The sequence below is a fragment of the Trinickia sp. Z7 genome, assembly GCF_056498045.1.
Genome location: NZ_JAUEQW010000001.1, coordinates 316710 through 343674, shown reverse-complemented (window position 1 = coordinate 343674; position 26965 = coordinate 316710). Strand labels below are relative to the sequence as shown.

The following is a 26965-nucleotide window of genomic DNA, read 5'->3' as shown; positions in this document are numbered from 1 at the left end:
CACTGAGATGGAGCAGCAGGCGGAATCCACCCGCGTCGAACCGCGCCTTGCGTTCGAGCGCGACGAGTACGCCACGCGAATCGCCAAGACGCGCCGCGCGATGCAGCGCGCCGGCATCGATCTGTTGATCGTCACCGATCCGACCAACATGGCGTGGCTGACCGGCTACGACGGCTGGTCGTTCTATGTTCACCAGTGCGTGCTGCTGCCCATGGACAGCGATCCGCTCTGGTTCGGCCGCGGCCAGGACTCGAACGGCGCGAAGCGCACGGTGTTCATGCCGCACGAGCGCATCGTCGGCTATCCCGACCACTACGTGCAGTCGCCGGTTCGCCATCCGATGGATTACTTGTCGAAAGAAGTGATCGCGGCCTGCGGGTGGGACGCATTGCGGATCGGCGTCGAACTCGACAACTACTATTTCAGCGCCGCGGCCTACCGCTCGTTGCAGCAGCATTTGCCGCGCGCGCAGTGGGTCGATGCGACGAGTCTCGTCAACTGGCAACGCGCCGTGAAGTCGCCGCGCGAGATCGAATACATGCGCATCGCGGCGCGCATCGTCGAGAAGATGCATGCGCGCATCGTCGATGTGGTGGAACCGGGCGTGAGAAAGAGCGATCTCGTGGCCGAGATCTATTCGGCGGGGATCACCGGCGTGGACGGATACGGCGGCGACTATCCCGCCATCGTGCCGCTGCTGCCCACGGGCTCCGACGCGGCCGCTCCGCACTTGACCTGGGACGACTCCCCGTTCACGGCGAACGCCGGTACGTTCTTCGAGATCGCCGGATGCTTCAAACGCTATCACTGCCCGCAATCGCGCACGGTGTATCTGGGTAAGCCGCCGCGGCATTTTCTGGATGCGGAGAACGCGATCGTCGAAGGCATCGAAGCGGGCCTTGCCGCCGCGAAGCCTGGCAATCGTTGCGAGGACATCGCAAACGCGTTCTTTGCGGTGCTTCGCAAATCGGGCATCGAAAAGGATAGCCGCTGCGGCTACCCCATCGGCGCGAGCTATCCGCCGGACTGGGGCGAGCGCACCATGAGCTTGCGTCCCGGGGACCAGACGGTCCTCGAACCGGGCATGACCTTCCACTTCATGCCGGGCCTATGGCTCGACGATTGGGGCCTGGAAATCACCGAGAGCATTCTCATCACGCAAACGGGCGTCGAGACCTTCTGCAACACGCCGCGCAAGCTGTTCGTCAAGGAGTGACTCGATGCGCGCTTCACCCATCACGCCGACGGTCGATTTCGACGCGGACGGCGAGCAGCACGGGTTCCTGAAATTGCCGTACTCGCGCGACGATTCCGCGTGGGGCGCGATCATGATTCCTATCACGGTCGTCAAGCACGGGCAGGGGCCCACCGTGCTGCTCACCGGCGGCAACCACGGCGATGAATACGAGGGCCCCGTCGCCTTGGCCAAGCTCGCCTGTACCCTGAAGGCGAGCGAGCTGCGCGGGCGCGTGATCATCGTGCCGTTCATGAACTATCCGGCGTTTCGGGCCGGCACGCGCACCTCGCCGGTCGATGCGGGCAATTTGAACCGCAGCTTCCCCGGCAAGCCCGACGGCACCGTCACGGAGAAGATCGCGGATTACTTCCACCGTCATCTGCTGCCGCTTGCGGACTATGTGCTCGATATTCATGCCGGCGGGCGCACGCTCGATTTCGTGCCGTTCGCCGCGATTCACTTGCTGCCCGATGCGCAACAACAAGCGCGCTGCGAACGCGCGATGCTCGCGTTCGGTGCGCCTTATTCGATGCGGATGCTCGAGCTCGACAGCGTGGGGCTGTTCGATAGCGCGGTCGAGGAGGCGGGCAAAGTCTTCGTGACGACCGAGCTTGGAGGGGGCGGCACCTGCACGGCACGAAGCGTCGCCGTCGCCGAGCGCGGCGTGCAAGGGTTCTTGCGCTATGCCGGCGTGCTGGCAGGCGAAGCTCGGGCGCAGAACGAGCCGCTCACGACGACGCTGCTCGACATGCCCGACGCATCGTGCTTCACGACGAGCGAGCACGAGGGGCTGCTCGAAATGTGCCGCGACCTAGGCGAGACGGTGGGGCGCGGCGATCTGCTGGCGCGCGTCTACGACACGGTGCGCTTGGGCAATCCCGGCGTCGAATATCGCGCGAAGCGCGACGGCATCGTCGCCGCGCGGCATTTTCCGGGGCTCGTGAAAGCGGGCGATACGATTGCCGTCGTCGCCGACGTCATCGAGCGCGGGATCGCCACCGCAGGTTGAATCGAGGCCGCCGTGATCAAGCTCGACCGCTACGACGTCGCCATCTTGCGCATCCTCGCGCGCGATGGCCGCATCACGAAATCGAAGCTCGCGGAAGAGGTGAATTTGTCGATTTCGCCAGCGTGGGAGCGCGTGCGCAAGCTCGAGGAGAGCGGCGTGATTCGCGGCTATCGCGCGGACATCGATTGGGTGGGTGCGTTCAGCGGCAGCCGGATCATCGTGGAAGTCACGCTTTCGCGTCACACCGCATACGACCTTAGCCGATTCGAGGCGCGCATCTCGGCGGCGAGCGAGGTGATCCAGTGCCACGCGACGGGCGGCGGCATCGATTACGTGATGCACGTGGTCGCACGCGACATCGATCGCTATCAACGTTTCATCGATGCGCTGCTTGGCGAAGACCTCGGAATCGAGCGGTATTTCACGTATGTGGTGACGAAAGTCGTCAAGGATGCGCCCGGCCCGATCCCGGACGCGCCCGAGCATTTCCCGAACGGCGCTTGAAACTCGCGTGGCGAAGGCCTCGGACAGAAAAAACGTGTGAACGGGGTCCTTCAAACAGAAACTTCGCGAGCGGCGACCGCGACAGAATGAATGTCATCTCAACGCTGAGCAGGAGTGTGTGACATGAAGTTCGGGCACCCCGTTCTATTCAAATCGGTGTGTTACGTCGACGGCCATTGGACGCATAGCGACAGCGCGTCGACGATCGCGGTCCAAAATCCCGCGGACCAATCCGTGATCGGCCACGTGCCGATGCTCGAGCGCGCGCAGATCGTCGCCGCGGTCGATGCGGCCGACCGGGCGTTCGCAAGTTGGCGCTGGGTGCCGCAGGCGCAGCGCAGCGCGGCGCTGCTGCGCTGGCACGCGCTGATCGTTCGGCATGCCGAGGACCTGGCGACGCTGCTGTCGCTCGAGCAGGGCAAGCCGCTCGAGGAGGCGCGCGGCGAGGTGCGCTACGCGGCGAGCTTCGTCGACTGGTTTGCCAACGAAGCGAAGCGGCTCGCCGGCCGCACGATTCCCACGCACATCGACGGCGCGCATCTGGCCACGTTGATGGAGCCGGTCGGCGTGGCGGCGCTGATCACGCCGTGGAATTTTCCGGTTGCGATGATCACGCGCAAGGCGGCCGCCGCGCTCGCCGTCGGCTGCACCGTCGTCGTCAAACCTGCGCACGAAACGCCGTTCACGGCGCTGGCGCTCGCGCAGCTCGCCGAAGAGGCCGGCTTCCCGGCGGGCGTGTTCAACGTCGTGCTCGGCGAGCCGCAAATGGCGATGGAGACGCTCGTATCCGATTCGCGCGTGCGTGCGGTGAGCTTCACCGGGTCCACGCGCGTGGGCAAGCTCGTTGCGCAAACCGCGGCCCAGGCGGGCATCAAGAAGTTGGCGCTGGAGCTTGGCGGGAACGCGCCGTTCATCGTGACGAAAGACGCCGATCTCGATGCATCGGTGCGCATTGCGGTCGTGGCGAAATTCCAGACATCGGGGCAGGACTGCTGCGCGGCCAACCGCATTCTCGTCGCGCGGCCGCTCTACGACGCATTCGTCGACCGATATGCGCAAGCCGTGCGGGCGCTGAAGGTGGGCGCCGCCTTCGAGCCGGGCGTCGACGTCGGGCCCCTCATGCATCGGAGCGCGTTCGAGAGCACGCTTGCTCGGATCGAAGACGCGCGCGCCAAGGGCGCGCGAATCCTGACCGGAGGGCGGCCGCACGAGCGCGGCGGATGGTTCGTCGAGCCGACCGTCGTCGCGGACGCGCGGCCCGGCATGCGCATTTACGACGAAGAAAACTTCGCCCCGATTTCCGCGGTGTCGCCGTTCGACACGATCGAGGAAGCGCTCGCCCGCGCGAACGACACCGAGTACGGGCTTGCCGCGTACGTGTGCGCGACGAACGTCGACACGATCTTTCAACTGATCCGCCGGCTCGATTTCGCCATGGTGTCGGTCAACGGCGTGAAGTTCACCGGCGCGCCGATCCCGTTCGGTGGGATGAAGGCCTCGGGCCTCGGCCGCGAAGGCGGCTTCGAAGGTTTCGAGCCTTTCGTCGAAACCAAATATTTCTGTCTCGGCAATTTGGGCCTGCCTGTCGCGGCCCTCGCCTAACGCATATCAGGAGTCATCATGACGCAATCGATCGAACAACTGTTTCAGCAAGACCGCGCGCACTTCATGCATCCGTCGACGCATGCCCACGACCACGCAACGGGTGCGCTCGCGGGAAAGATCATTCGCGACGCCAAAGGCATCCGTATCGAAGACCATCAAGGCAAGCAATACATCGATGCGTTCGCGGGCCTGTATTGCGTCAACATCGGCTATGGCCGCACCGAGGTGGCCGAAGCGATGTACGAGCAGGCCAGAGCGCTCGCCTACTATCACACGTATGTCGGTCACTCGAGCGATGCGATCATCGAGCTTTCGTCGCGCATCATCGATTGGTCGCCCGTCGGGATGAAGAAGGTCTATTACGGCATGTCGGGTTCCGACGCGAACGAGACGCAAGTCAAGATCGTCTGGTATTACAACAACGTGCTCGGCCGGCCGAACAAGAAGAAGATCATCTCGCGCGATCGCGGCTATCACGGCTCGGGCATCGTCACCGGTAGCCTCACCGGCTTGCCGAGTTTCCATCAGCATTTCGACTTGCCGATCGATCGGGTCAAGCACACGGTGTGTCCGCATTGGTATCGGAAGGCGCCGGCCGGCATGGACGAAGCGCGCTTCGTCGCCTATTGCGTCGATGAGCTCGAAAAGCTCATCGCGCGCGAAGGTGCGGACACGATCGCCGCATTCATCGGCGAGCCGGTGATGGGCACGGGCGGCATCATCGTGCCGCCCGCGGGCTACTGGCCGGCGATTCAGGCCGTGCTGCGCAAGCATGACATTCTGCTGATCGCCGATGAGGTGGTGTGCGGCTTCGGCCGCGTCGGCTCCAAGATGGGTTCGCAGCACTACGGCATCGAGCCGGACTTGATCACGATCGCGAAGGGCTTGACGAGCGCCTACGCGCCGCTGTCGGGCGTGATCGTGGGCGAGAAGGTGTGGGGCGTCATCGATCGCGGCTCGAAAGAGCACGGCGCGATGGGACACGGTTGGACCTACTCGGGACACCCCGTCTGCGCGGCGGCGGCGCTCGCGAACCTGCGCATCTTGGAGCGCGAAAATCTGACGCGCAATGCGGCCGAAGTCGGCGGTTATCTGCTCGAACGTTTGCACGCCGAGTTCGACGCGCATCCGCTCGTGGGCGAAGTGCGGGGGGCGGGCATGCTGGCGGCGCTCGAATTCATGGCCGAGCGCGACGCACGCACGCCGTTCGACGCCGCGCTCAAGGTGGGGCCGCGCGTTTCGGCCGCGGCGCTGCAGCGCGGGGTGATCGCGCGCGCCATGCCGCACGGCGACATCCTGGGTTTTGCGCCGCCGCTCGTGACGACGCGCGCCGAAGTCGACGAGATCGTCACGATCGTCAAAGCCGCGGTCGACGAGGTCGCCGATCAGGTTGCGGCACGCTGAGCACCGGCTACTCAGCCGTAAGTGTTTCGCCGTCCGCCGTTCTGCAGCAAGAGTTACAAGTTTGAAATACGCCTATTGATTGCGCCGAGCTATAGTTCGATCCAACCATGCTACGCAATCACAGGTGAATCCATGAGATCCGTTGCCCGTATCGTTTCGTTGGCGGCCGGCGCGCTGGCTATCGGCGCATCCACGGCGGCGATGGCGAGAGTCGACATCGGCGTCAATATCGGCGTTCCCGCGCCGGTCTATGTCACACCGGCTCCGGTCTATGCGCCGCCGCCCGTCGTTTATCAGCCGGCCCCCGTCTACGCCGCGCCGGCGATCATCGTCGGCTGGCACGGCGACCGCTATTGGGACGGCGGCCGCTGGTGGGGCCGCGACGACTGGGATCGCCATCATCGTGGTTGGGATCATGACCACGATCGCGGGCACGGATGGGGGCACGGCGAGCATCGCGGGTGGGATCGCTGACGGGCGGCTCGCTTCGGTCGCCCGCCGGTGGGCAATCGCTACGCGGTCGGCCGCAACAAATCCTGCTGAACGGCGGGCAATCAGGGAAGAGCACCGGCGCGCACCGCCATCGGGGCGTGCCGGATAGAGAAAAACCGCCTACGGCGCACGCCGAGGCGGTTTTTCTTTTCAGGCTGCGAGAGTGCGCTCCGGCGCGCTTATGGGCATGCGCCGGCCGCGGCGTACGCCGCCAGCTTCATTCGGCCGCTTCGCCCACCATCCCCCCGACGACGGCGTGAAAGCCGCTATCGACGTGCATGATCTCGGCCGTCACGCCGCTCGCGAGGTCCGACAGCAGGAAGGCGGCGGTATTGCCGACTTGCTCGATCGTGACGTTGCGCTTGAGCGGCGCGTTTTGCTCGACGAATTCGAGGATTCTGCCGAAGCCCTTGATCCCGCTGGCGGCCAGCGTCTTGATCGGGCCGGCCGAAATGCCGTTCACGCGCACGCCCTTGGGGCCGACGGCCCCGGCCATGTAACGCACGCACGCTTCGAGCGCGGCCTTCGCGACGCCCATCGTGTTGTAGTTCGGGATGACTCGCTCGGCGCCGAGGTACGAGAGCGTGAGCAGCGACGCGTTCTCCGACAGCATCGGCAGCGCCGCCTTCGCGAGCGCAGGGAAGCTATAGGCCGAGATGTCGTGCGCGATGCGAAAGTTTTCGCGTGTCATGCCTTCGAGGAAATCCCCGGCGATCGCTTCGCGCGGCGCAAAGCCGATCGAATGCACGAGACCGTCGAGCGTGGGCCAGTGCTCCCGCAGCGAGGCGAAGAGCGCGTCGATCTGTGCGTCGTCGGCTACGTCGCAAGGAAACACGAGTTCGCTGCCGAATTCAGCGGCGAATTCGACGATGCGGTCCTTGAAGCGATCGCCGACATACGTGAAGGCGAGTTCCGCGCCTTCGCGCTTGCAAGCTTGCGCGATGCCGTAGGCGATCGAGCGGTTCGACAGCAGACCGGTCAGCAAAATGCGTTTTCCAGCGAGAAAGCCCATGAATTCTCCTAGCGTTGTCAGTGCCGGGCGCCGTGCGCGCAAGCGCCGCACAGCGGTGGCGGGTATCGGTTTGGGTAGAATTCTCTCACATTGGCACTTATGATCATCCGATGACGGTGACGACGACTCCAGGCCGGCGCCCGCTTGCGCCACGAAACACCCGCGCGCGCCTCGCTTGGCGTCTGCTGTTCGCATGCTGTCTTGCTTGGGCATTCGGTACGGCGCGCCCGGCCATGGCCGTCCACGCCATTGCTCAATTCGGCGAGCCCAAGTACCCGGCCGGCTTCAAGCATTTCGATTACGTCAATCCGCAGGCGCCAAAAGGCGGTACGCTCGTGCTGGCGAATCCGAACCGGCTCACGAGCTTCGACAAGTTCAACCCGTTCACGATGCGCGGCAACCCGGCGCCCGGCATCGAGATGCTGTTCGAAAGCTTGACGACGGGAAGTTCCGACGAAGTGGCGTCCGCCTATGGGCTGCTCGCCGACGATATCCGCGTCGCGCCCGATCGCCTCTCGGTCACGTTTCATCTGAACCCCCGTGCGCGTTTTTCGAACGGCGATCCCGTCACGGCCGAAGACGTCAAATACTCGTTCGACACGCTCAAGAGCAAGCAGGCCGCACCGCAGTTCGCGGTGTTTTACGGCGATATCGCGCGCGCCGTCGTCGTCGATGCCGCCACGATCCGCTTCGAGTTTCGCCAGCCCAATCGCGAGCTGCCGTTGATCGCGGGCGGCGTTCCCGTTTTCTCGCACAAATGGGGCATGCGGCCCGACGGCACGCGCATCCCGTTCGACCAGCTCGCCTTCGAGCAGCCGATCGGCAGCGGGCCGTACGTCATCGATCACTACGACACGGGCCGCACGATCACCTATCGGCGCAACCCGTCGTATTGGGGCGCCGCGTTGCCCGTGCGGGTCGGCACGGGCAACTTCGATCGCATCACCTACAAGCTCTACGCCGATAGCACGGCCCGGCTCGAAGCGTTCAAGGCCGGGGAATACGATGCGCTCGTGGAGTACATTGCGCGCAATTGGGCTCGACGCGATGTGGGCAAGCGCTTCGACAACGGCGAGTTGATCAAGCGCGAGTTTCGCCAGCACAACGGCGCCGGCATGCAAGGCTTCGTGATGAACTTGCGACGTCCGCTGTTCCAGGACGTGCGCGTGCGCCAAGCGCTCGATCTCGCGTTCGATTTCGAATGGCTGAACCGGCAGTTGTTCTTCGGCGGCTACACCCGGCTCGACAGCTATTTCGCCGATAGTGCGCAACAGGCGAGCGGCATGCCGAGCCAGGGCGAGCTTGCGATTCTGAACCCGTTGCGCGCGCAACTGGATCCCGCGGTGTTCGGGCCGATGACGGTGCAGCCGAGCACCGATCCGCCCGGCTCGCTCCGGGCCAATCTGCTCCAAGCGCGCGCGCTGCTGGCCCAAGCAGGCTGGCACTATCGCGACGGCGCGCTGCGCAACGCGCAAGGAGAGCCGTTTCGCTTCGAGATTCTCGATGATTCGGGGGCATCGATGGCGCCGGTGGCAAGCGTCTACATTCGCAACCTGAAGAAGCTCGGCATCGAAGCGAACTTTCGCACCGTCGATTTTGCGTTGATTCAAAAACGCTTCGATACGTTCGACTTCGACATGACGTCGCTGCGCTACCCGGACGTGCAAGTCCCGGGCACGGAGCAGGTGTCGCGCTTCGGCAGCAAATCCGCCGACGAGCAAGGCTCGGACAACCTGATGGGGTTGAAGTCGCCCGCCGTCGACGCGATATTGCGCACGCTGGTGCATGCGCAGACGCGAGAGCAACTCGTCGATGCGGCGCGCGCGCTCGACCGCGTGCTGATGCACGGCTATTACGTCGTGCCGCAGTGGTTCAGCACCACTCACCGCATCGCTTATAAGCGCACGCTGCGGTATCCGGCCACGCTGCCGCTGTACTATTCGGCGAGCGATTGGATCGTCTCGACATGGTGGTTCGCGCCGTCGCCGCCGGGCGGCAGCGCTGCCGCGGCGAACTAGCGCATTGCGGGCCATGCTCCGGTTTCGCTTAGCTCATTTTCGGGTGCACGTTTATGTGGAGTTACATCCTCAGGCGATTGCTGCTGATGATTCCGACGCTGATCGGAGTGCTGACGCTCACCTTCGCCGTCATTCAGTTCGTGCCGGGTGGCCCGGTGGAGCAAGCGGCCTATGAGCTTCGCAAGGGGGCGGTGCAAGAAGGGCAGGCCAGGCCCTTCGGCTTGCGCGCAAACGCGGGGGTCGACGCTCAGCAGATCGCGCAACTCAAAGCGTTGTACGGCTTCGACAAGCCGCCCCTCACGCGCTATTGGTTGATGCTTTCGCGCTTCGCTCGCTTCGATCTCGGCCAGAGCTACTTCCATCATCAAAGCGTCTGGTCGCTCGTCGTCTCGAAGCTGCCCGTGTCGATCAGCATCGGGCTGTGGACGTTTTTCCTCACCTATCTGATATCGGTGCCGCTCGGCATCGCCAAGGCCGTGCGCAATGGTTCGCCGTTCGATTTGGCGACGAGCTTGATCGTGCTCGTGGGCTATGCGATTCCCGGTTTCGTGCTGGGTGTATTGCTGCTGGTGCTGTTCGGCGGCGGCTCGTTCCTACAGATTTTCCCGCTGCGTGGCTTGGTGTCGGACAACTTTTCGCAATTGAGCGTGGGCGGAAAGATCGCCGATTACCTATGGCACATTGCGTTGCCGGTCACGGCCTCGGTCGTCGGCAGCTTTGCCGTGGTGACGATGCTGACGAAGAATGCCTTTCTGGACGAAATCAAAAAGCAGTATGTGCTGACCGCGCGCGCGAAGGGTTTGAGCGAGCGGCGCGTGCTGTGGAAGCACGTGTTTCGCAATGCCATGCTGCCGCTCGTGGTGGGTTTCCCGGCGGCGTTCATCGGGGCGTTCTTTACGGGCAGTCTATTGATCGAAACGCTGTTCTCGCTCGACGGCTTGGGCCTGCTTTCCTATGAATCCGTCGTGCGCCGCGACTATCCGGTCGTGTTGGGCACGCTCTATATCTTCACGCTGATCGGGCTCGCGACGAAGCTGCTGTCCGACCTGTGCTACGTCTGGGTCGATCCGCGAATTCAATTCGAACAATTGGAGCGATGACGTTGAATCACGTTCGCCCCCGTACCGACGCCCAGCCGCGCAGCGCACTGCCGAGCGTGCTGGCTTCGCCTTCGCCGATGCGCCGCGTGTGGCGGCGCTTCAAGGCGCAGCGCTTGGGCTATTGGAGCCTCGTGCTGTTCGTCGTGGCGTTCGCCGCGAGCCTTGCCGGACCGTTATGGTCGAACGATAAGCCGCTCGTCGTTCGCTACGACGGCAAGTTCTATTTCCCGATCGCCAAGACCTACCCTGAGACGCGTTTCGGGGGCGATTTCCCCACGCCCGCCGATTACCTCGACCCCTATGTAAAGCGGCGCTTCTCGTTGCCCGGCAACTTTGCGTTATATCCGCCGAATCACTATTACTACGACACGCTCAACTACTTCTCGCGCGAGCCCAATCCCGCGCCGCCATCGCGTGAAAATTGGCTCGGCACCGATTCTCAAGGCCGCGATGTATTCGCTCGGCTCTTGTACGGCTTTCGCGTATCGGTCGAGTTCGCGTTGGTGCTGACGCTGATCGGCAGCGCGCTCGGCATCGTCGCAGGGGCCGTGCAAGGGTATTTCGGCGGACGCATCGACATCGTGGGGCAACGCTTGATCGAAATCTGGAGCTCGTTGCCGGAACTCTATTTGCTGATCATTTTCGCGTCGATTTTCGAGCCTAGTTTTTTGCTGCTCATCGTCTTGCTGTCGCTGTTCGGCTGGATCGGGTTGTCCGACTACGTGCGCGCCGAATGTCTACGCAACCGCACGCAGGACTATGTGCGCGCAGCGCGCGCGATGGGGCTCTCGGATCCGCAAATCATTTGGCGCCATGTTTTGCCAAATAGCCTGACGCCCGTCATCACGTTTCTGCCGTTTCGCATGAGCGGATCGATTCTCGCGCTGACGAGCCTCGATTTCCTCGGGCTGGGCGTGCCCGCGCCGACGCCGAGCCTCGGCGAATTGCTCGCGCAAGGCAAAGCGAATCTCGATGCCTGGTGGATTTCGCTTTCGACGTTCGGCGTGCTCGTCGTCACGCTGCTGTTGTTGACGTTCATGGGAGACGCGTTGCGCAATGCGCTCGACACGCGTATCGCCGACGCGATGCGCGCGGGAGGCAATCAATGAGCCCGGCTTCGGCTGTTCCGCTCGTGCCCCAGGGTGCGTGCTCGTCTGCGGCGCCGCTGCTCGAGCTCGAGCATCTGCGTGTCGCGTTCGGCGATACGATCGCCGTGGACGATCTGACCTTCGCCATCGCGCAGGGCGAGCGCGTGGCGCTCGTCGGCGAATCGGGATCGGGCAAGACCGTGACCGCGCTCGCGATCCTGCGGCTGCTGCGCGATGCGCAAATCAGCGGCGGCATTCGCTTCGCCGGAGAGGATCTGCTCGGCAAAAGCGAGCGCGAGATGCAAGCGCTGCGCGGCTCCGATATCGCGATGATCTTCCAAGAGCCGATGACGGCGCTCAACCCGCTTTATACGATCGGGGAGCAGATTGCCGAGACGATCGTCGCGCATGAAGGTGTTTCGCCGCAGCAAGGCCGGGTGCGCGCCGTGGAACTGCTGGCCCGCACGGGGGTGGCCGAGCCGGCCAAGCGCGTGCTGAGCTACCCGCATCAGCTCTCGGGAGGGCAGCGCCAACGCGCCATGATCGCGATGGCGCTCGCTTGCCGGCCGCGTCTGTTACTGGCCGACGAGCCCACCACGGCGCTCGATGTGACGATTCGCGCACAGATCGTCGATCTATTGCTCGATATTCAGCGCGACGAAGCGCAAAAACGCGGCATGGCCGTTTTGCTGATCACGCACGACCTCAATCTCGTGCGGCGCTTCGCCCAGCGTGTCGCCGTGATGGAGCGCGGTCTGCTCGTCGAACACGGGCCCGTCGAGCAGGTTTTCGAAGCGCCGCAGCACTCGTACACGCAGCGCTTGATCGCAAGCCGCCCGCAACGCAGCGTGACGCCGGTGCTGCCGATCGCGCCGGTGCTGCTCGACGCCCGCGACGTGTCGGTATCGTTTGCCACGCCAATGCCCGGCGTGCGCGGCTGGTTCCGCTCGGGCCGATTCGAGGCCGTATCGAGCGCCAGCATCACCGTCAGACAAGGCGAGACGCTCGGCATCGTCGGCGAATCGGGCTCGGGCAAATCGACGCTGGCCATGGCGCTGCTAGGGCTGCAACGCACGGCGCAAGGCTCGATCGAGTTCCAAGGGCGGCCGCTCGCAAGCTACCGCGGCCGCGAGCAGACCCAACTGCGCTCGAACATGCAGGTCGTGTTTCAAGATCCGTTCAGTTCGCTGTCCCCGCGTCAGACCATCGAGCGCATCGTCGGCGAGGGGTTGGCGTTGCATCGCCCCCAACTGAATGCGAGCGCGCGCCGCGAAAAGGTGATTGCCGTTTTGCGGGAAGTAGGGATCGATCGGATGGCGCTAGCGCGCTATCCGCACGAATTTTCCGGCGGGCAGCGGCAGCGGATAGCGATCGCGCGCGCTTTGGTGTTGGAGCCGCGGCTGCTGGTGCTGGACGAGCCGACCAGTGCGCTCGATGTCTCGATTCAGCAGCAAGTGTTGGCGCTGCTCGCTGCATTGCAGCATAAATACAACCTCGGTTTCGTCTTCATCAGTCACGATTTGGGCGTGATCGGCGCCATGGCGCACCGGGTGGCGGTCATGCAAAACGGCGCCATCGTGGAAAGCGGCGACGTAGAAAAAATTTTCTCGAATCCGAGCCATCCGTATACGCGAAAACTCCTGGCCGCGAGCCTGCAAGGGTAATTCGTAGCAATTGTGACGGTACCCCGATTGTTTTTTTTAATTTGTTTTGACATTCGGTAACTTCGTGGCTAGTATCGTCCAAACTTTTCGCAGTTCACTGATTCTTAAGCAAAACCTACCGACCAATGCAGCACCGATATTTTGCCCAGGCTTGTACGCGCGTCGTCGCCGGGATGTTCATTGGCGTGTTGATGACGGCAACAGCCGGCGCGTTCGCAGAAGAAGTCAACAATTCACAGCAGATCGCTTCACCCGCTTCGGCTCAGATAGGGTCGAATGCATCGTCTTCTTCACTCGCATCTTCCTCGCAATCGTTAAACTCGACCACCACCAGCGGTCGCGCGAAGGCGTTCCTCTCCGGTGTCGCCGGGAAAGCGGGCGACGTCGTCGTCGGCGCGCTGAACATGATCGGCGTGCGCTATCGCTGGGGCGGCAGTTCGCCCGATTCGGGGCTCGATTGCAGCGGCTTCGTGCGCTACGTGTTCCAGGACACGCTGGGCATGGCGTTGCCGCGCCGCGCGGAGGAAATGAGCCGCGTCGGAGAGAAGGTGCGGATGGCCGATCTGAAACCGGGCGATCTCGTATTCTTCAATACCATGCGTCGCACGTTCTCCCACGTCGGCATTTACATCGGCGGCAACAAGTTCGTCCATTCGCCCTCGACGGGTAGCACCATTCGGGTCGACGACTTGGACGACGGCTACTGGGAAAAGCGCTTCACGGGTGCGCGTCGAATCGAGACGCAGTTCCATACGAAAGACGACGACTTGCGCCAGCGCGTCAGCGCGAGCTTCAACGAAGTCGGCGTGAGCGGCAACTGACGCGTATCGACTTAGACCTTGCTGGCCGCGGGTGCCTTCGGTAAGGCGCGCGATTAGTCCGCTCAGGTAGCCCGCTTAGGTAGCCCGCTTAGGTAGCCCGCTTAGGTGGGCCAACTCATGTAGCCCGCTTAGGCGGGCTTTCTCACATGCACTTTGCTCTGCCTCTCAAGCGGCCGCTGAAACCCCTGGCCGATGTTCGGTCAGCTTGCGTTGCAGATCCCCATAGAGCCGCGCCACGGCTTCTTCGCCGGCCAAAATGGCTGCGTTGCGCTGGCCGAAGTCGGCTCCGCTCATGGCGGCTAGATTCGGGCGGATGACGAAATCCGCATATTTCTCGAGCTCGTAGGTCTTGATCGTTTGTCCCATGATCGTGAACGTCTGCAGCAGCACGTCGAACGAGCTTTGCGTCAGCGCGGTTTCCGGATTGGCCGAGATGTCGACGGCGATCACGAAATCGGCGCCCATCCTACGCGCGAATGAAGCAGGGACGGGGCTCACGAGCCCCCCGTCGACGTACTCGTGGCCGCCGATCTTCACGGGCTCGAAGATCGACGGGACGCTGCACGAGGCTCGCACCGCGACGCCGGTATCGCCGCGCTGGAACAAAATCGGCTGGCCGCTGCGCAGATCGGTGGCCACGATGCCGAGCGGACGCGCCATTTTTTCGATCGGCCGGTTGTGCAACGTCGTATTGACGTAGCTTTGCAGCGCGACGCCTTGCAGGAAACCGCGCGTGCGAAACGGCATGGCCCAATCGCTGATCGACGCTTGATCCATCGTCAAGGCCAGTTTGTTGATTTGCAGCCCGCTCATGCCGGAGGCATAGAGCGCGCCGACGACCGAGCCCGCGCTCGTGCCGCAGATCAGATCGACTTGAAGCCCGCGGGCTTCCAGCGCTTTGATCACGCCGATATGCGCGAAGCCGCGCGCGGCGCCCCCGCCTAGCGCGAGCCCGATTCGAAGCGGCCTTTGCGGCGCAGCCGGTTTCGTTTCGACGTTCGAATCGTTCTGTTTGGTGACGGGCGAGGCGCAGGCGGCGAGCAGGGCCGATGCGCATGCAACGGTGAACTCGCGACGGGCGAGGCGGGGGGAAGACGATTTCAACGGTATCTCCAGCGGCGCGCCCGAGACGGCGCGCATCGATGCGCCGGACGCGGATAGTGGCGCCCCGGCACGCCGGCCAGCCGGCTGGCGCGCGCACATGATACGGCAAAAGCGACGCTCGTCGACGGCGTTGCCGATGAGGTTCGCAGACGGGCGACGGCGAGCCGCCGGTTATAATCGCCCCTTACTTTTCTGTTCGTTCGGCGGCGGTGCGCTGCTTATGTCCTGCGCCCGCCGCCGAACCATCGACGCTACCTATGACGACCGTCCGCACCCGCTTCGCCCCGAGCCCGACCGGCTTCATTCATCTCGGCAACATTCGCTCCGCGCTTTACCCCTGGGCTTTCGCTCGCAAGATGAAGGGCACGTTCATCCTGCGCATCGAAGATACGGACGTGGAGCGATCGACGCCCGAATCGGTCGATGCGATCCTAGAAGGCATGGCATGGCTGGGATTGGACTTCGACGAGGGTCCCTTCTACCAGATGCAGCGCATGGAGCGATATCGCGAGGTCGTCGCACAAATGCTCGATCAGGGGCTCGCGTATCGCTGCTACATGTCGATGGAAGAGCTCGAGGCGCTGCGCGAGCGGCAACGTCTGGCCGGCGAGAAGCCGCGCTACGACGGCACGTGGCGGCCCGAGCCGGGCAAGACCTTGCCGGCGCCGCCGGCGGGCGTCGAACCCGTGATTCGCTTCAAGAATCCGCTGACGGGCGTGGTTGCTTGGGACGATGCGGTCAAGGGGCCCGTCGAAATTTCCAACGACGAACTCGACGATCTCGTGATCGCGCGGCCGGACGGTACGCCCACCTACAACTTCTGCGTGGTTGTCGACGATCTCGATATGCGCATCACGCACGTGATTCGCGGCGACGATCACGTGAACAACACGCCGCGGCAGATCAACATCCTGCGTGCGCTCGGCGGGCAAACGCCCGTGTATGCGCATTTGCCCACGGTGCTGAACGAAGCCGGCGAAAAGATGAGCAAGCGGCACGGCGCGATGAGCGTCATGGGCTATCGCGATGCCGGCTACTTGCCCGAGGCCGTGCTCAACTATTTGGCGCGCCTTGGCTGGTCGCACGGCGACGCCGAAATCTTCTCGCGCGAACAGTTCGTCGAGTGGTTCAACCTCGAGCATCTGGGCAAGTCGCCTGCTCAGTACGACCACAACAAGCTGAACTGGCTCAACAACCACTACATCAAGGAAGCCGACGACGCTCGGCTTGCGGAACTGGCCAAACCGTTCTTCGCGCAAATCGGTGTCGACGAAGCGGCGCTCGCGCAAGGGCCGGACCTGCCGTCCGTGGTGGCGCTGATGAAGGACCGTGCGACGACGGTCAAGGAGATTGCCGAGAACGCGGCGATGTTCTATCGCGCACCGGCGCCGGATGCCCAGGCGCTCGCGCAACACGTGACGGATGCCGTGCGCCCCGCGCTGGCTGAGCTCGCCGCTGCCTTGCGCACCTGTGAGTGGACGAAGGAGGGCGTCTCCGCCGCGTTGAAGGCAACGCTTGCCGCTCACAAGCTGAAGATGCCGCAACTCGCGATGCCGGTGCGCTTGCTGGTCGCGGGCACGACCCACACGCCATCGATCGACGCGGTGCTCGTCTTGTTCGGGCGCGAGTGCGTGACGGGCCGCATCGAGGCCGCTTTGGCAGCGTGAGGTTGACGAGGGGGCCGGGCGTCTTTTAAAAAGTGAAGAAAGATCGCGCGAGGGTATTTACAAGTCGCAATAGGGCCTATACAATCTCGTTTCTGTTCTGCAAGGGGGTATAGCTCAGCTGGGAGAGCGCTTGCATGGCATGCAAGAGGTCAGCGGTTCGATCCCGCTTACCTCCACCAAAACATGGTCCGCAGACAGCCGCAGTAGTCAGAAAAGCCTCGAGAAATCGGGGCTTTATCTTTTTCTACGGTCCGTAGAATCTCGTCGTGTTCTAACCTACCGATCCTCCCCTCGGAGCCAGCGAGCCGCGAGGCGCTCGTCTTGCGCAGTCACCGAGCCGGCTTTCGGCGTTCGTGCGCTGCCGTGACCGTGCCCGCTTGTCCCGCGGGCCGAGGCATCACGATGCGACCTGCGTGCCGGCGGTGCCGGCCACCATTTCCGCGATGTGCTCCAGCGAGCCGATGACGGCGCGCTTGCCCGTACGCTCGACAAAATCACACGCCGCCTCGACCTTCGGTCCCATCGACCCCGCAGGAAATTCGATCGCGCGAAGCATGGCAGGAGAAGCGGTTCGCACTGCGCGCTGCTGCGCAGTATGCCAATCGGTATAGACAGCGTCGACGTCCGTTGCGATCAGCAGCAAGTCGGCGTCGAGCATTGCGGCCAGCAACGCGCTGCACAGGTCTTTGTCGATGACCGCTTCGACACCGCGGAGCGTTCGCCCATCCGGCGCCCGCGTCACCGGGATACCGCCGCCACCGGCCGCAATGACGATCACTTCATGTTGGAGAAGCCACTGAATGGGCTTCAATGCCTCGATATGTTTCGGTTTGGGCGACGGAACGACACGCCGGAAGCCCGTCCCATCCGCCGCGATGCGCCAGCCGTTACGCTCGGCCAGCCGTTCGGCCTGCGCCTTCGTATACACCGGGCCAATCGGCTTCGTTGCGTGCTCGAACGCGGGATCGTGGGCATCGACCTCCACGCGCGTGAGCAATGTGGCTACCTGCCGCGCAGGCCCCAATGCGTTCGCCAGTTCCTGCTCGAGCAGATATCCGATCATGCCTTCGGATTCGGCGTCGAGGACATCGAGCGGAGTTGGGTCTTCTGCATTGCCCGCGGCGGCCTGGATGGCCAGCAAGCCGACTTGGGGGCCGTTGCCATGCGCGAGCACCAGTTGATTGGAATCGGCGAGCAGCGCGATCTGCTGCGCCGCGCGGCGAACGTTGGCGAGCTGGTGAGCCATCGTCATCGGCTCGCCGCGGCGCAGCAGCGCGTTACCGCCGAGCGCGATCAAAATTCGCATGGTCGCACCTATGCCAGCGTCGCCACGAGCACGGCTTTGATCGTGTGCATGCGGTTCTCGGCTTGGGAGAAGACGATCGAGGCATCGGACTCGAATACCTCGTCGGTGACCTCGAGTTCCGAAAGACCGAAGCGCTCGTGCACCATCCGTCCCGTTTCGGTTTCGAGGTTATGATAAGCAGGCAAGCAATGCATGAAACGAGTACGTGGCTTGCCGGTCGCCTTCATCAATGCGGCGTTGACCTGATAGGGCAGCAGCAGCTCGATACGCGGGCCCCACGCTTCTACCGGTTCCCCCATCGATACCCAAACATCGGTATAGACGAAATCGGCGCCGCTCACGGCCTCGCGCGGATCTTCTTCGAGCGTGACTTTTGCGCCCGTGGTCTCGGCCAGACGCCGCATTTGCTGAACCAAATCATCGTGCGGCCAGAGTTCGCGTGGCGCTGCAATGCGCACATCCATGCCCATTTGCACGCCGCCGATCAACAGCGAGTTACCCATATTGAAGCGGGCGTCGCCCACATAGCAGAACGACAGCTCGTGCAGCGGTTTTTCGCCGAAGGCTTCCATGGTCAGCAGATCGGCAAGCACCTGCGTCGGGTGGAATTCGTCGGTGAGCCCATTCCATACCGGGACGTGCGAAAAGGTCGCGAGCTCTTCCACCACGTTCTGGTGAAATCCCCGGTATTCGATGCCGTCGTATAGTCGCCCCAGCACTCTGGCCGTATCCTTGAGCGATTCCTTGCGGCCCAGTTGAGAACTCGACGAGTCGATGTACGTGACATGTCCACCCTGGTCGTGCACGGCGACTTCGAAGGCGCAGCGGGTGCGCGTCGAGGTCTTTTCGAAAATCAATGCGACGTTTTTGCCGGCTAGCCGCGGCACTTCGTTGCCGGCGTATTTGGCGCGTTTGAGTTCGGCGGCGAGATCGAGCAGAAAACGGATGTCGCGCGGCGCGAAGTCCTGCATGTTCAGCAGGCTGCGATTGCGTAGATTGAATCCCATGGGCGAATGCTCCAAAAATACGACGCTCTTTTCGCGTCAAAGGGCGGCACGTTCGATCGGGCAGGTCATGCAATGACCGCCGCCGCGGCCGCGGCCAAGTTCGCCGCTGGGGATCGTGATGACCTCCATCCCTGCCTTGCGCAGCAGCGTGTTGGTGTACACGTTCCGGTTGTAGGCGACGACGACGCCCGGTGCGAGCGCAATCACGTTGTTGCCATCGTCCCATTGCTCGCGCTCGGACTCCCACATGTCGCCGCCGGTGGCGACGGTGCGTAGCGCGTCGAGGCCGAGCGCCTTTGCGACCACCTCGAGGAACGGGGCGTTTTCGGGTCGTACATCCAGCTGCTCCGGCGACTTGCCAGGACGCAAACTGCTGCAGCGGATGGAATCGACCACGTCGGGGAAGATCGTCACCAGGTCGCGATCGCAGAAGGTGAACACCGTGTCGAGGTGCATTGCCCCGCGCGAGCGCGGCAGTTGCGCGGCGATCACCTGCTTGACCGATTCCCGGGCAAAGAGCGCGCGGGCAAGCTGGGCCACGCCTTGGGGCGACGTGCGCTCGCCCATGCCGATCAGGACGACGTCGCGCGACAACGGCATGACGTCCCCGCCTTCGATCGTCGCGTTGCCGTGTACGGCGTCGGGGCCGCCCCACCAAATGTGCGCGCCACCGCTAAAGCGTGGATGGAAACGATAGATCGCCGCACTCAGTAGCGTCTCGTGCTGGCGCGCCGGCCAGTACATCGAGCCCAGCACGATGCCGTCGTTGATCCAGCAACTGCTGTCGCGCGTGAACAGCGTGTTCGGCAAAGGCGGGAAGATGAAGCCGGATCGCGGCGTGCATTGGGCGAGCAGGCCCTTGGGCTCGAACGGCAATTCCGCACGGACAATCCCCCCGATCAGTCGCTCGGCAAGCTCGTCGGGCTTCATCTGTTCGAGCCAGAGCTTGAGTTGCGCGCCAAGTTCGGTATCGACGCCGCTAGGCGCCAGTTTGCGTTCGAGCACCCAGTCGCGCGCCTCCCGGCCTTGCAAGATATCGGCGAGCAGATCGTGAACGTCGAGCACTTCTACGCCATGGTCCTGCATGGTGCTGACGAACGCGTAGTGGTCGTTTTTTGCCTGCGATACCCAGAGCACGTCGTCGAACAGCAGCTCGCGGCAATTTGCCGGTGTCAACCTCGCCTGGGCTAGGCCAGGCCGACATACCATGACCGTGCGCAGGGCGCCGATTTCCGAATGGACGCCAAATGTCATTGTGTTTCTCCCGAAGGCAGGCGGATCACAAACCGAGCGCGCCGGTGGACAACAGCCATGCCGCGAGCGCGGCAAGCGCGAGCAAGGCCACGAGAATCGTCGCTTCGAACGGTTTGAACAGACGGGCTCCGCGCTCTCGTTTGCCCCAGCCATACACGAGCGCGCCGGGTGCGTAGAGGATCGCGGAGAGCAGCAGGTACTTCGGGCCGGCGGCATAGAGCAGCCAGCAGCAGTAGAGGCTGGCGGCCGCACCGATCAGCGCGTCGCGCGTTCGGGCGCGGTCCGCCGGCGCGTAACCGTCGCCGCGCAGCGCGATGCGGGTCGCGTAGATGGCGGAGAACAGATAGGGGACGAGGATCATCGAAGTCGCGAGCGAGATCAGGGCTTGATAGGTCGCGTTCGAAATCAGCGTGACGACGAGAAAGAGTTGGACGAGTCCGTTGGTGACCCAGAGCGCGTTGGCCGGCACGCCGTGACGGTTGGAGCGCGCTAGAAATCGCGGCATGACGCCGCCTTCCGCCGGCGTGAAGAGCGTTTCAGCCGCGAGCAGCGTCCACGCGAGCAAGGCTCCGCCGACGGACACGAGCAGGCCCAGGCTGATGAAGGCCACGCCCCACGCGCCTACCGCTTTGCCGAGCACACCGGCCATCGAAGGGTTCTTCATCCCTGCGAGTTCGCCTTGCGCAACGATACCGAGCGAGAGCAGCGAGACGGCCATCAGCAGGAGCAGCACAACGCTGAAACCGAACAGCGTCGCGCGTCCGATATCCTCGCGCCGCTGTGCGCGCGCAGAGAAAACGTTGGCGCCTTCGATGCCGATGAACACCCATACGGTGATCAGCATTGTGCTCTTGACCTGGGTGAACACGCTGCCGAGCTTCGCATTGCCCCAGAAATCCTGCGCTATGACGTGACCTCTGAACGCGACGGCCGCTAGCACGATGAACAACAGCAACGGGATGATCTTGGCGACCGTGGTGATCGCGTTCAGCACGGCGGCGCTGCGTACACCGCGCAGGATGACCGCATGCATGATCCACAGCACGATCGAGGCGCCGAGTACGGCGGCACGCGTATTGCCGTCACCGAATATCGGAAAGAAGTAGCCGAGAGTGCCGAACACGATGACGAGGTAGCCGACGTTGCCGATCCACGCGCTCACCCAATAACCCCAGGCGGAGTTAAAGCCTACGAAGTCGCCGGCGCTCGCTTGTGCGTAAGCGTAGATGCCGTTGTTCAGTTCGGGCCTGCGCGTGCTGAGCGTTTGATAAACGAATGCGAGCATTAACATGCCGGCGCCGGTGATTATCCAGCCGATGAGCACGGCCGCCGCGCCGGCGCCCGACGCCATGTTCTGCGGCAGGGAAAACACGCCGCTGCCGATCATCGAGCCGATGACGAGCGCAGTCAGCAGGCCCAGTGGCAATGGTTTCGCAGCGACGCCAGCTCGAGGATCGGTCGGGGTCGACGAAGGCGACGCCGAAATGGGATCTGCCAGGTTTTTCATGAAAGGCCTCGCTATCGTTTCTCCGATAAATAGGATTAAGTCATCGCGTGCCGATTTGCCTATTGATCTGGATCATGCGGGGCGGTTGCGTCGCCGAACGAGCAAATTCGGCATGTCCGTTGGGGCTGAGCGAGTGCCGATGCGAGAACCGATGGCGATGCGCGCCGCACCCGCACCGTTGGCAAATTGCGCTTAGTCGTATTCGGCGGTCCGCGTTTGCTTCTTCTTTTTCTCGTGGCCGTTCGACCCTGGGATGCCAGGAGAAGCGGGCGCGTCGGAGGAGGCTTGCGCGCAAAACAGCTTGCGGTCCAGCGCGAAGTATGCGTATAATCCGTGGCTCTGCTGTTCGAGGTGTGGCGCATAGCCTTATATTGCGCCGATCGACCGGTAACGCGTGTTGAAGTGCTTTCGGCGGGCAATCGTTGCAAGAAAAAACTTCACAAACACTCGAGGTCGCGTTAGAATAGCCTTCTTCGCTGATAACGAAAGTTAAGCGCGAAGCGCAGGTAGTGAAAAGATTTTGTCCCCTTCGTCTAGAGGCCTAGGACATCACCCTTTCACGGTGAGTACAGGGGTTCGAATCCCCTAGGGGACGCCAAAACATCGGCGGCGCTCTCAGTGTGGGGCGCAGCAGCTTACGAGACGAGACCGACGCTCGTAGGTATGATGAGCAGTATTGGAGTGGTAGTTCAGTCGGTTAGAATACCGGCCTGTCACGCCGGGGGTCGCGGGTTCGAGTCCCGTCCACTCCGCCAGACAAAGCCCGTTCAGGTATCGCTTGAACGGGCTTTTTCAATAAAGTGAAGCAGTACTATTGTCCCCTTCGTCTAGAGGCCTAGGACATCACCCTTTCACGGTGAGTACAGGGGTTCGAATCCCCTAGGGGACGCCAAACATCGGCGGTGCTTTGCAGGTTCGAAGCACTGCGGTTCGCGAGACACAACCGACGCTCGCGGGCCAAGATGCAAGACTGGAGTGGTAGTTCAGTCGGTTAGAATACCGGCCTGTCACGCCGGGGGTCGCGGGTTCGAGTCCCGTCCACTCCGCCAAATAAAAGCCCGTTCGAGCATCGGTTCGAACGGGCTTTTTTCTTGCACGCAGGTCGAAGCGGGGGCGGACCGACGCCGAGACTCGCTTCGTTTTTCGTGCGACGCCGGACAATCGGCCATTGCAAGTCGCGCCGCGCTGCCTTACTGTGGTCGCGATCATTTTCCTTTCGGCTACGATGTTCGATCCGACCGACGCGCCGTCATCCTACGCGCCATCGCCGTTTCACTTGCGCCGAGCCTCGCTGGACGACTTCACGTTCGCCGAGGCGCTGACGCACGACAACATGGGCCACTATTACGAGCGGCATCGGCTGACTTGGCGTGCCGATCTATTCCTCGCAAGCTGGCGTGAGTCTGAAAATTTCATCCTCGAGGTTGGCAACGCGCCGGTGGGCTTGCTTCGGCTCACCGAGGAAGGCGATTCGCTGCATATTCGCGACGTGCAGATCGCCGCGGGGCATCGCGGGCAAGGGGCCGGCACGTTCCTGCTCGAGACGTCGCGCCGTTGGGCGCGCGAACGCGGGTTGCGCGAACTGCAACTGCGCGTATTCGTCGATAACCCCGCCGCGCGGCTCTATCTGCGCATGGGGTATCGCGTTGCCGGCCCGCGGCTTGCACAGTTGGGGCCGATTCGCCATATGGCGCGGCGCGTCTGAGCGTTTCAGCCCCGCCGGGCATCGTCCAGGATGCCTGCGCGCTCGCAAGGGGCGCCATGGACACGCCGAGCCGATAAGCGCAACGCCGGCCGGCGAATTAGGCGTGCAAATGAGCCCTATACGCTGGGTTGCGAAGACGGCTCCATGATGTCGTCGTCGAAATCGTCGTCTGCGTTGGCGCGCTCGGGTGCGGGTTCGGCGTCACGCATCATGAAAGCGCGCGGACTTTCACCGAATGCGCGCCGGAACATCGCCGAGAATGCGCTCTGGCTTTGATAGCCCAATTCATGAGCGATCTGCGACAGCGCGCGGCCGCGCGTGAGCAGCGGAATCGCGCGAGCCAGGACGGCTTGCTGACGCCACTGAGAAAAGCTCATCCCCAACTCTTGGCGAAACAGCCTAGCGATCGTGCGCGTGCTAGCGCCGACACTCGCTGCCCAATATTCGAGCGGGTCGGTGTTGCCGGGATCAGCGAGTAGCGCCTCGCACAGCGTGCGCAGCCGTTTTTCCGTCGGCATGGGCACTGACAACGGCAAGGGTTCCGAGCGCGTGATCTCGTCGAGTGCGAGTTCGCCGAGCAACCGCTCGCGTCGTGCGTCGAGCCCGTCCGCGTCGAGCGCTGCGATGACTTCTCGCAGCAGCCCCGACATTTCGACGACGCGGCACGTGTCGAGGCCCGGGGGCACGACGGATTCATCGATATAGACGGTGCGCAGATACGCGTCTTCCACGATCACGACTTCATGCGGCACATGCGGCGGCACCCACACCGCGCGCGAGGGAGGAACCATCCACGTGCAGCCTTCCACGCCGAGCCGCATGACTCCGCGCGAAGCATAAGCCAACTGTGCCCAAGGGTGCATGTGCAGCGCGATGCGCTCGCCGCCGGGCATCGGGCGCGCGCGGACGCGAATCGGGTGCGTGGGGGCGGGCGCCACGTGTGCGGGAATATCGAGCAGCCGCACGCGTGCGGCGGGCGTGGTTGGCGGCAGATCGGTCGGGATCACGGCTAGCCCCGTTGGCGAAATGAAAGGCGATGCGAGGCAGAATGCATGCGCGTTCGATATTGTATGCGCATGCTCCGAGGCCCGCGCATGCGAATGCGCGGGCCTTCGGGCCGGTTACCGAGGAAACACTCGGCGAGCGAGCACGCGCAATCCTCGCGAGGACGATATTCGAGATGCATAATGCGCATTCCTGGCATGGGCTGCGTGCCATCGTGCTGGGTGCCGATTGTTCGCCGGGAAGTCCGCACAGCAAGCCGGCAACGACCGGGGACGTTCATTTCAAACAAAATAAAGACGAGGGGCAAATGCGATACGTATTCGTTTACGGGACGCTGCGCGCGGGCGAGATCAACGATATTGGGGCGGCGGCGGCGCGTCATGGGATCGACGCGCCGCGCTTCGTCGGGCGTGCGGCCATCAATGGCCGCTTATACGACTTGGGCGACTACCCGGGGCTCGTCCCGGACGAGACGGCGAGCTTCGTGCGCGGCGACGTTTATGAAATCGCCGATGCGCTCGTGCCGGTCCTTGATGAAATCGAGGGCGTGGTGCCGGGAATCGACGGCGTTTTCAAATCGCGCGAGGTGACCGTCGCCGTGGCGGGCCACCCCGTGCGATGCTTCTTCTATCCGGTCGAGGATGTATCCGTCGAGGGACGGCCCCGCATCGAAGCGGGCGATTGGGTCAGTTACCGGCTCGCACGCGAGACGCTGGCGGCATTCAGGTACGGCAGCTGAATGGTTGCTGCCTCGGGCGCGACCGCCGCGCTGACAACGCGCGGCGATCGCGGCGGCTCGTGTGCGCCGCAACCAGGCACTGCTTGTCCCGCTCTTACACTTGCTCGTAAAGCGGCAACGTCAGGAATTCGGTGAACGTTTCCGACGTCGACATTTGCTCGAAGATCGTCGCGGCGCGATCGTAGGACTGCGTATCGCCGCCCACGGCCTCTTTGATCTTCGGCAGTTCTTCGGCAATCAGGCCGCGCACCAGTTCGGCCGTTACCTTGCGGCCGTCCTCGAGCTTGCCCTTCGGCGAGCGGATCCATTGCCACACCTGCGAGCGCGAGATCTCGGCCGTCGCCGCATCTTCCATCAGGTTATGGATCGGCACGCAGCCGTTGCCGGCGAGCCATGAACCGAGGTAGTGAATCCCGACATTGATGTTGTTGCGCAAGCCCGTTTCCGTGATCGGCGTTTCGGGGCGGAAGTCGAGCAAATCGGTGGCCGTCACTTGCACGTCGTCGCGTTGCTTGTCGATCTGATTGGGCTTGTCGCCGAGCACGCTGACGAACTCCTCCATCGCGACCGGCACGAGCCCCGGATGCGCGACCCAGCCGCCGTCGTAGCCGTCGGTCGCATCGCGCTTCTTATCCGCGCGCACACCGGCCATCGCCTTGTCGTTCGCGGCTGCATCGCTCTTGATCGGAATCAGCGCGCTCATCCCGCCGATCGCGGGCGCGCGGCGCTTGTGGCACGTCTTGAGCAACTGCAACGCATAGGCGCGCATGAACGGCACCGTCATCGTGATTTGCGCGCGATCGGCCAGGCAGAAATCCTTGTCGTTCTTGAACTTCTTGATCGCGGAGAAGATGTAATCCCAGCGCCCGGCGTTCAGCCCCGCACTGTGCTCGCGCAACTCGTACAGAATCTCGTCCATTTCGAACGCCGCGAGGATCGTCTCGATCAGCACGGTCGCGCGAATCGTGCCGCGCGGCAGGCCGATCGCTTCCTGGGCAGCGATGAAAACGTCGTTCCACAGGCGCGCTTCGAGGTGGCTTTCCATCTTCGGCAGATAGAAGTAGGGGCCGCTGCCGCGTGCCAGCAGTTCCCGGGCGTTGTGGAACAGGTAAAGCGCGAAATCGAAGATGCCGCCCGAGACACGCTGGCCGTCCACGGTGACATGCTTTTCCTCGAGGTGCCAGCCGCGCGGGCGCACGACGAGCGTGGCTGTCTTCTCGTTCAGCTTGTAGGTCTTGCCGTTCTGTTCGAGCGAGATCGTGCGGCGCACCGCATCCTTCAGATTCAATTGCCCCGTGATCTGATTGTGCCAATCGGGCGTATTCGAATCCTCGAAGTCCGTCATGTAGGAATCGGCGCCCGAGTTCAAGGCGTTGATGATCATCTTGCGCTCGACGGGCCCCGTGATCTCGACGCGGCGGCATTCGAGGTCCTTCGGCAGCGGCGCGATCGTCCAATCGCCATCGCGCACGGCCTTCGTTTGCGGGAGGAAATCCGGCCGCTCGCCGGCATCTAGCCGCTGCGTGCGCTGCGCACGGGCTTGCAGCAGTTCACGTCGGCGCGCTTCGAATGCGCGGTGCAGGTTGGCGACGAGCGCGAGCGCTTCGGGCGTCAGGATGGTTTCGAAGCCCGCTTCGATTGCGCCGGTGATTTGCATGCCTTGCGGCAACGACAAGGTGTTCGCCATGGAATATCTCCTTTGGTCGGTCAGATGGCA

The 26965-nt window shown here is 63.3% G+C and carries 22 protein-coding genes and 5 tRNA genes; 19 read left to right on the top strand and 8 right to left on the bottom strand.

The window, feature by feature from the left end; genetic code table 11:
* The first annotated feature begins 7 nt into the window (after window positions 1-7).
* The 6 genes from doeA (at window position 8) to QQS38_RS01510 (ending at window position 6233) form a co-directional block, all read left to right on the top strand.
* Window positions 8-1216 (top strand): ectoine hydrolase DoeA, encoded by a 1209-nt coding sequence (doeA, locus tag QQS38_RS01535; RefSeq protein WP_479644075.1) that lies wholly within the window; start codon window positions 8-10, stop codon window positions 1214-1216.
* 4 nt (window positions 1217-1220) lie between these two features.
* A complete protein-coding gene (doeB, locus tag QQS38_RS01530; protein WP_479643606.1) occupies window positions 1221-2246 on the top strand; it encodes a N(2)-acetyl-L-2,4-diaminobutanoate deacetylase DoeB in 1026 nt (341 codons plus the stop codon).
* Window positions 2247-2258: 12 nt separating this feature from the next.
* Complete coding sequence (locus tag QQS38_RS01525; protein ID WP_479643605.1) at window positions 2259-2750, top strand: Lrp/AsnC family transcriptional regulator; 492 nt, start codon at window positions 2259-2261, stop codon at window positions 2748-2750.
* Between the two features lie 123 nt (window positions 2751-2873).
* Window positions 2874-4352: an NAD-dependent succinate-semialdehyde dehydrogenase gene (locus QQS38_RS01520; protein ID WP_479643604.1), complete on the top strand. Its 1479-nt coding sequence runs from the start codon at window positions 2874-2876 to the stop codon at window positions 4350-4352.
* An 18-nt stretch (window positions 4353-4370) separates the two neighbouring features.
* A complete protein-coding gene (locus tag QQS38_RS01515) occupies window positions 4371-5759 on the top strand; it encodes an aminotransferase (protein ID WP_479643603.1) in 1389 nt (462 codons plus the stop codon).
* A gap of 132 nt (window positions 5760-5891) precedes the next feature.
* Complete coding sequence (locus tag QQS38_RS01510) at window positions 5892-6233, top strand: PXPV repeat protein (protein ID WP_479643602.1); 342 nt, start codon at window positions 5892-5894, stop codon at window positions 6231-6233.
* A 235-nt stretch (window positions 6234-6468) separates the two neighbouring features.
* Here QQS38_RS01510 and fabI read toward each other — a convergent pair whose 3' ends face one another.
* A complete protein-coding gene (gene fabI, locus QQS38_RS01505; RefSeq protein ID WP_479643601.1) occupies window positions 6469-7263 on the bottom strand; it encodes an enoyl-ACP reductase FabI in 795 nt (264 codons plus the stop codon).
* Between the two features lie 110 nt (window positions 7264-7373).
* On the opposite strand from fabI, the gene QQS38_RS01500 reads away from it, so the two are divergent.
* The 5 genes from QQS38_RS01500 (at window position 7374) to QQS38_RS01480 (ending at window position 13954) form a co-directional block, all read left to right on the top strand.
* Entirely contained in the window at window positions 7374-9281 is a 1908-nt protein-coding gene (locus QQS38_RS01500) for an extracellular solute-binding protein (RefSeq protein ID WP_479643600.1), read from the top strand.
* Window positions 9282-9334: 53 nt separating this feature from the next.
* Window positions 9335-10381 (top strand): microcin C ABC transporter permease YejB, encoded by a 1047-nt coding sequence (locus QQS38_RS01495; protein ID WP_479643599.1) that lies wholly within the window; start codon window positions 9335-9337, stop codon window positions 10379-10381.
* 77 nt (window positions 10382-10458) lie between these two features.
* Window positions 10459-11490 (top strand): ABC transporter permease, encoded by a 1032-nt coding sequence (locus QQS38_RS01490; RefSeq protein ID WP_479644074.1) that lies wholly within the window; start codon window positions 10459-10461, stop codon window positions 11488-11490.
* A complete protein-coding gene (locus QQS38_RS01485; RefSeq protein ID WP_479643598.1) occupies window positions 11487-13133 on the top strand; it encodes an ABC transporter ATP-binding protein in 1647 nt (548 codons plus the stop codon). The genes QQS38_RS01490 and QQS38_RS01485 overlap by 4 nt, the downstream gene beginning before the upstream one ends.
* Window positions 13134-13258: 125 nt before the next feature.
* Window positions 13259-13954 carry a C40 family peptidase gene (locus QQS38_RS01480; protein WP_479643597.1) on the top strand — a complete coding sequence of 232 codons (696 nt, stop codon included), beginning with the start codon at window positions 13259-13261 and terminating at the stop codon, window positions 13952-13954.
* A gap of 165 nt (window positions 13955-14119) precedes the next feature.
* Here the strand turns inward: QQS38_RS01480 and QQS38_RS01475 are convergent, their stop codons facing one another.
* Window positions 14120-15157, bottom strand: coding sequence for a patatin-like phospholipase family protein (locus tag QQS38_RS01475; protein ID WP_479643596.1), 1038 nt, complete (start codon window positions 15155-15157; stop codon window positions 14120-14122).
* 158 nt (window positions 15158-15315) lie between these two features.
* On the opposite strand from QQS38_RS01475, the gene gltX reads away from it, so the two are divergent.
* Window positions 15316-16725, top strand: coding sequence for a glutamate--tRNA ligase (gltX, locus tag QQS38_RS01470; RefSeq protein ID WP_479643595.1), 1410 nt, complete (start codon window positions 15316-15318; stop codon window positions 16723-16725).
* A gap of 103 nt (window positions 16726-16828) precedes the next feature.
* Window positions 16829-16904: transfer RNA gene (locus QQS38_RS01465), tRNA-Ala, on the top strand.
* 218 nt (window positions 16905-17122) lie between these two features.
* Here the strand turns inward: QQS38_RS01465 and arcC are convergent.
* Genes arcC through arcD form a run of 4 tightly spaced genes read right to left on the bottom strand, consistent with a single transcriptional unit; the run spans window position 17123 to window position 21799 of the window.
* Window positions 17123-18031 carry a carbamate kinase gene (gene arcC, locus QQS38_RS01460; protein WP_479643594.1) on the bottom strand — a complete coding sequence of 303 codons (909 nt, stop codon included), beginning with the start codon at window positions 18029-18031 and terminating at the stop codon, window positions 17123-17125.
* Between the two features lie 8 nt (window positions 18032-18039).
* Complete coding sequence (gene argF, locus QQS38_RS01455) at window positions 18040-19038, bottom strand: ornithine carbamoyltransferase (protein WP_479643593.1); 999 nt, start codon at window positions 19036-19038, stop codon at window positions 18040-18042.
* Window positions 19039-19074: 36 nt separating this feature from the next.
* On the bottom strand, window positions 19075-20292 hold the full coding sequence (locus QQS38_RS01450; protein WP_479643592.1) for an arginine deiminase: 1218 nt from the start codon (window positions 20290-20292) through the stop codon (window positions 19075-19077).
* Between the two features lie 25 nt (window positions 20293-20317).
* Window positions 20318-21799: an arginine-ornithine antiporter gene (arcD, locus tag QQS38_RS01445; protein WP_479643591.1), complete on the bottom strand. Its 1482-nt coding sequence runs from the start codon at window positions 21797-21799 to the stop codon at window positions 20318-20320.
* Window positions 21800-22321: 522 nt separating this feature from the next.
* Between arcD and QQS38_RS01440 the strand changes: the two genes are divergently transcribed.
* The 5 genes from QQS38_RS01440 (at window position 22322) to QQS38_RS01420 (ending at window position 23504) form a co-directional block, all read left to right on the top strand.
* Window positions 22322-22397: transfer RNA gene (locus QQS38_RS01440), tRNA-Glu, on the top strand.
* A gap of 80 nt (window positions 22398-22477) precedes the next feature.
* Window positions 22478-22554: transfer RNA gene (locus QQS38_RS01435), tRNA-Asp, on the top strand.
* Between the two features lie 61 nt (window positions 22555-22615).
* Window positions 22616-22691: transfer RNA gene (locus QQS38_RS01430), tRNA-Glu, on the top strand.
* A gap of 80 nt (window positions 22692-22771) precedes the next feature.
* Window positions 22772-22848, top strand: a tRNA-Asp gene (locus QQS38_RS01425).
* A 176-nt stretch (window positions 22849-23024) separates the two neighbouring features.
* The gene (locus QQS38_RS01420; protein ID WP_479643590.1) at window positions 23025-23504 is read left to right on the top strand and encodes a GNAT family N-acetyltransferase; all 480 of its coding nucleotides are present in this window, start codon (window positions 23025-23027) and stop codon (window positions 23502-23504) included.
* A gap of 116 nt (window positions 23505-23620) precedes the next feature.
* Here the strand turns inward: QQS38_RS01420 and QQS38_RS01415 are convergent, their stop codons facing one another.
* Window positions 23621-24511 carry an AraC family transcriptional regulator gene (locus QQS38_RS01415; protein WP_479643589.1) on the bottom strand — a complete coding sequence of 297 codons (891 nt, stop codon included), beginning with the start codon at window positions 24509-24511 and terminating at the stop codon, window positions 23621-23623.
* Between the two features lie 305 nt (window positions 24512-24816).
* Here QQS38_RS01415 and QQS38_RS01410 point away from each other — a divergent pair, with 305 nt between their 5' ends.
* A complete protein-coding gene (locus QQS38_RS01410; protein WP_479643588.1) occupies window positions 24817-25248 on the top strand; it encodes a gamma-glutamylcyclotransferase family protein in 432 nt (143 codons plus the stop codon).
* Window positions 25249-25342: 94 nt separating this feature from the next.
* On the opposite strand, the gene aceB is transcribed toward QQS38_RS01410, so the two are convergent.
* On the bottom strand, window positions 25343-26935 hold the full coding sequence (gene aceB / locus QQS38_RS01405) for a malate synthase A (RefSeq protein WP_479643587.1): 1593 nt from the start codon (window positions 26933-26935) through the stop codon (window positions 25343-25345).
* Window positions 26936-26965: the final 30 nt, after the last annotated feature.

Coding starts and splice junctions, on each gene's coding strand:
- doeA (WP_479644075.1), top strand. CDS start 8: ATGGAGCAGCAGGCGGAATCCACCCGCGTCGAACCGCGCCTTGCGTTC.
- doeB (WP_479643606.1), top strand. CDS start 1,221: ATGCGCGCTTCACCCATCACGCCGACGGTCGATTTCGACGCGGACGGC.
- QQS38_RS01520 (WP_479643604.1), top strand. CDS start 2,874: ATGAAGTTCGGGCACCCCGTTCTATTCAAATCGGTGTGTTACGTCGAC.
- QQS38_RS01515 (WP_479643603.1), top strand. CDS start 4,371: ATGACGCAATCGATCGAACAACTGTTTCAGCAAGACCGCGCGCACTTC.
- QQS38_RS01510 (WP_479643602.1), top strand. CDS start 5,892: ATGAGATCCGTTGCCCGTATCGTTTCGTTGGCGGCCGGCGCGCTGGCT.
- fabI (WP_479643601.1), bottom strand. CDS start 7,263: ATGGGCTTTCTCGCTGGAAAACGCATTTTGCTGACCGGTCTGCTGTCG.
- QQS38_RS01500 (WP_479643600.1), top strand. CDS start 7,374: ATGACGGTGACGACGACTCCAGGCCGGCGCCCGCTTGCGCCACGAAAC.
- QQS38_RS01495 (WP_479643599.1), top strand. CDS start 9,335: ATGTGGAGTTACATCCTCAGGCGATTGCTGCTGATGATTCCGACGCTG.
- QQS38_RS01490 (WP_479644074.1), top strand. CDS start 10,459: ATGCGCCGCGTGTGGCGGCGCTTCAAGGCGCAGCGCTTGGGCTATTGG.
- QQS38_RS01485 (WP_479643598.1), top strand. CDS start 11,487: ATGAGCCCGGCTTCGGCTGTTCCGCTCGTGCCCCAGGGTGCGTGCTCG.
- QQS38_RS01480 (WP_479643597.1), top strand. CDS start 13,259: ATGCAGCACCGATATTTTGCCCAGGCTTGTACGCGCGTCGTCGCCGGG.
- QQS38_RS01475 (WP_479643596.1), bottom strand. CDS start 15,157: ATGTGCGCGCGCCAGCCGGCTGGCCGGCGTGCCGGGGCGCCACTATCC.
- gltX (WP_479643595.1), top strand. CDS start 15,316: ATGACGACCGTCCGCACCCGCTTCGCCCCGAGCCCGACCGGCTTCATT.
- arcC (WP_479643594.1), bottom strand. CDS start 18,031: ATGCGAATTTTGATCGCGCTCGGCGGTAACGCGCTGCTGCGCCGCGGC.
- argF (WP_479643593.1), bottom strand. CDS start 19,038: ATGGGATTCAATCTACGCAATCGCAGCCTGCTGAACATGCAGGACTTC.
- QQS38_RS01450 (WP_479643592.1), bottom strand. CDS start 20,292: ATGACATTTGGCGTCCATTCGGAAATCGGCGCCCTGCGCACGGTCATG.
- arcD (WP_479643591.1), bottom strand. CDS start 21,799: ATGAAAAACCTGGCAGATCCCATTTCGGCGTCGCCTTCGTCGACCCCG.
- QQS38_RS01420 (WP_479643590.1), top strand. CDS start 23,025: ATGTTCGATCCGACCGACGCGCCGTCATCCTACGCGCCATCGCCGTTT.
- QQS38_RS01410 (WP_479643588.1), top strand. CDS start 24,817: ATGCGATACGTATTCGTTTACGGGACGCTGCGCGCGGGCGAGATCAAC.
- aceB (WP_479643587.1), bottom strand. CDS start 26,935: ATGGCGAACACCTTGTCGTTGCCGCAAGGCATGCAAATCACCGGCGCA.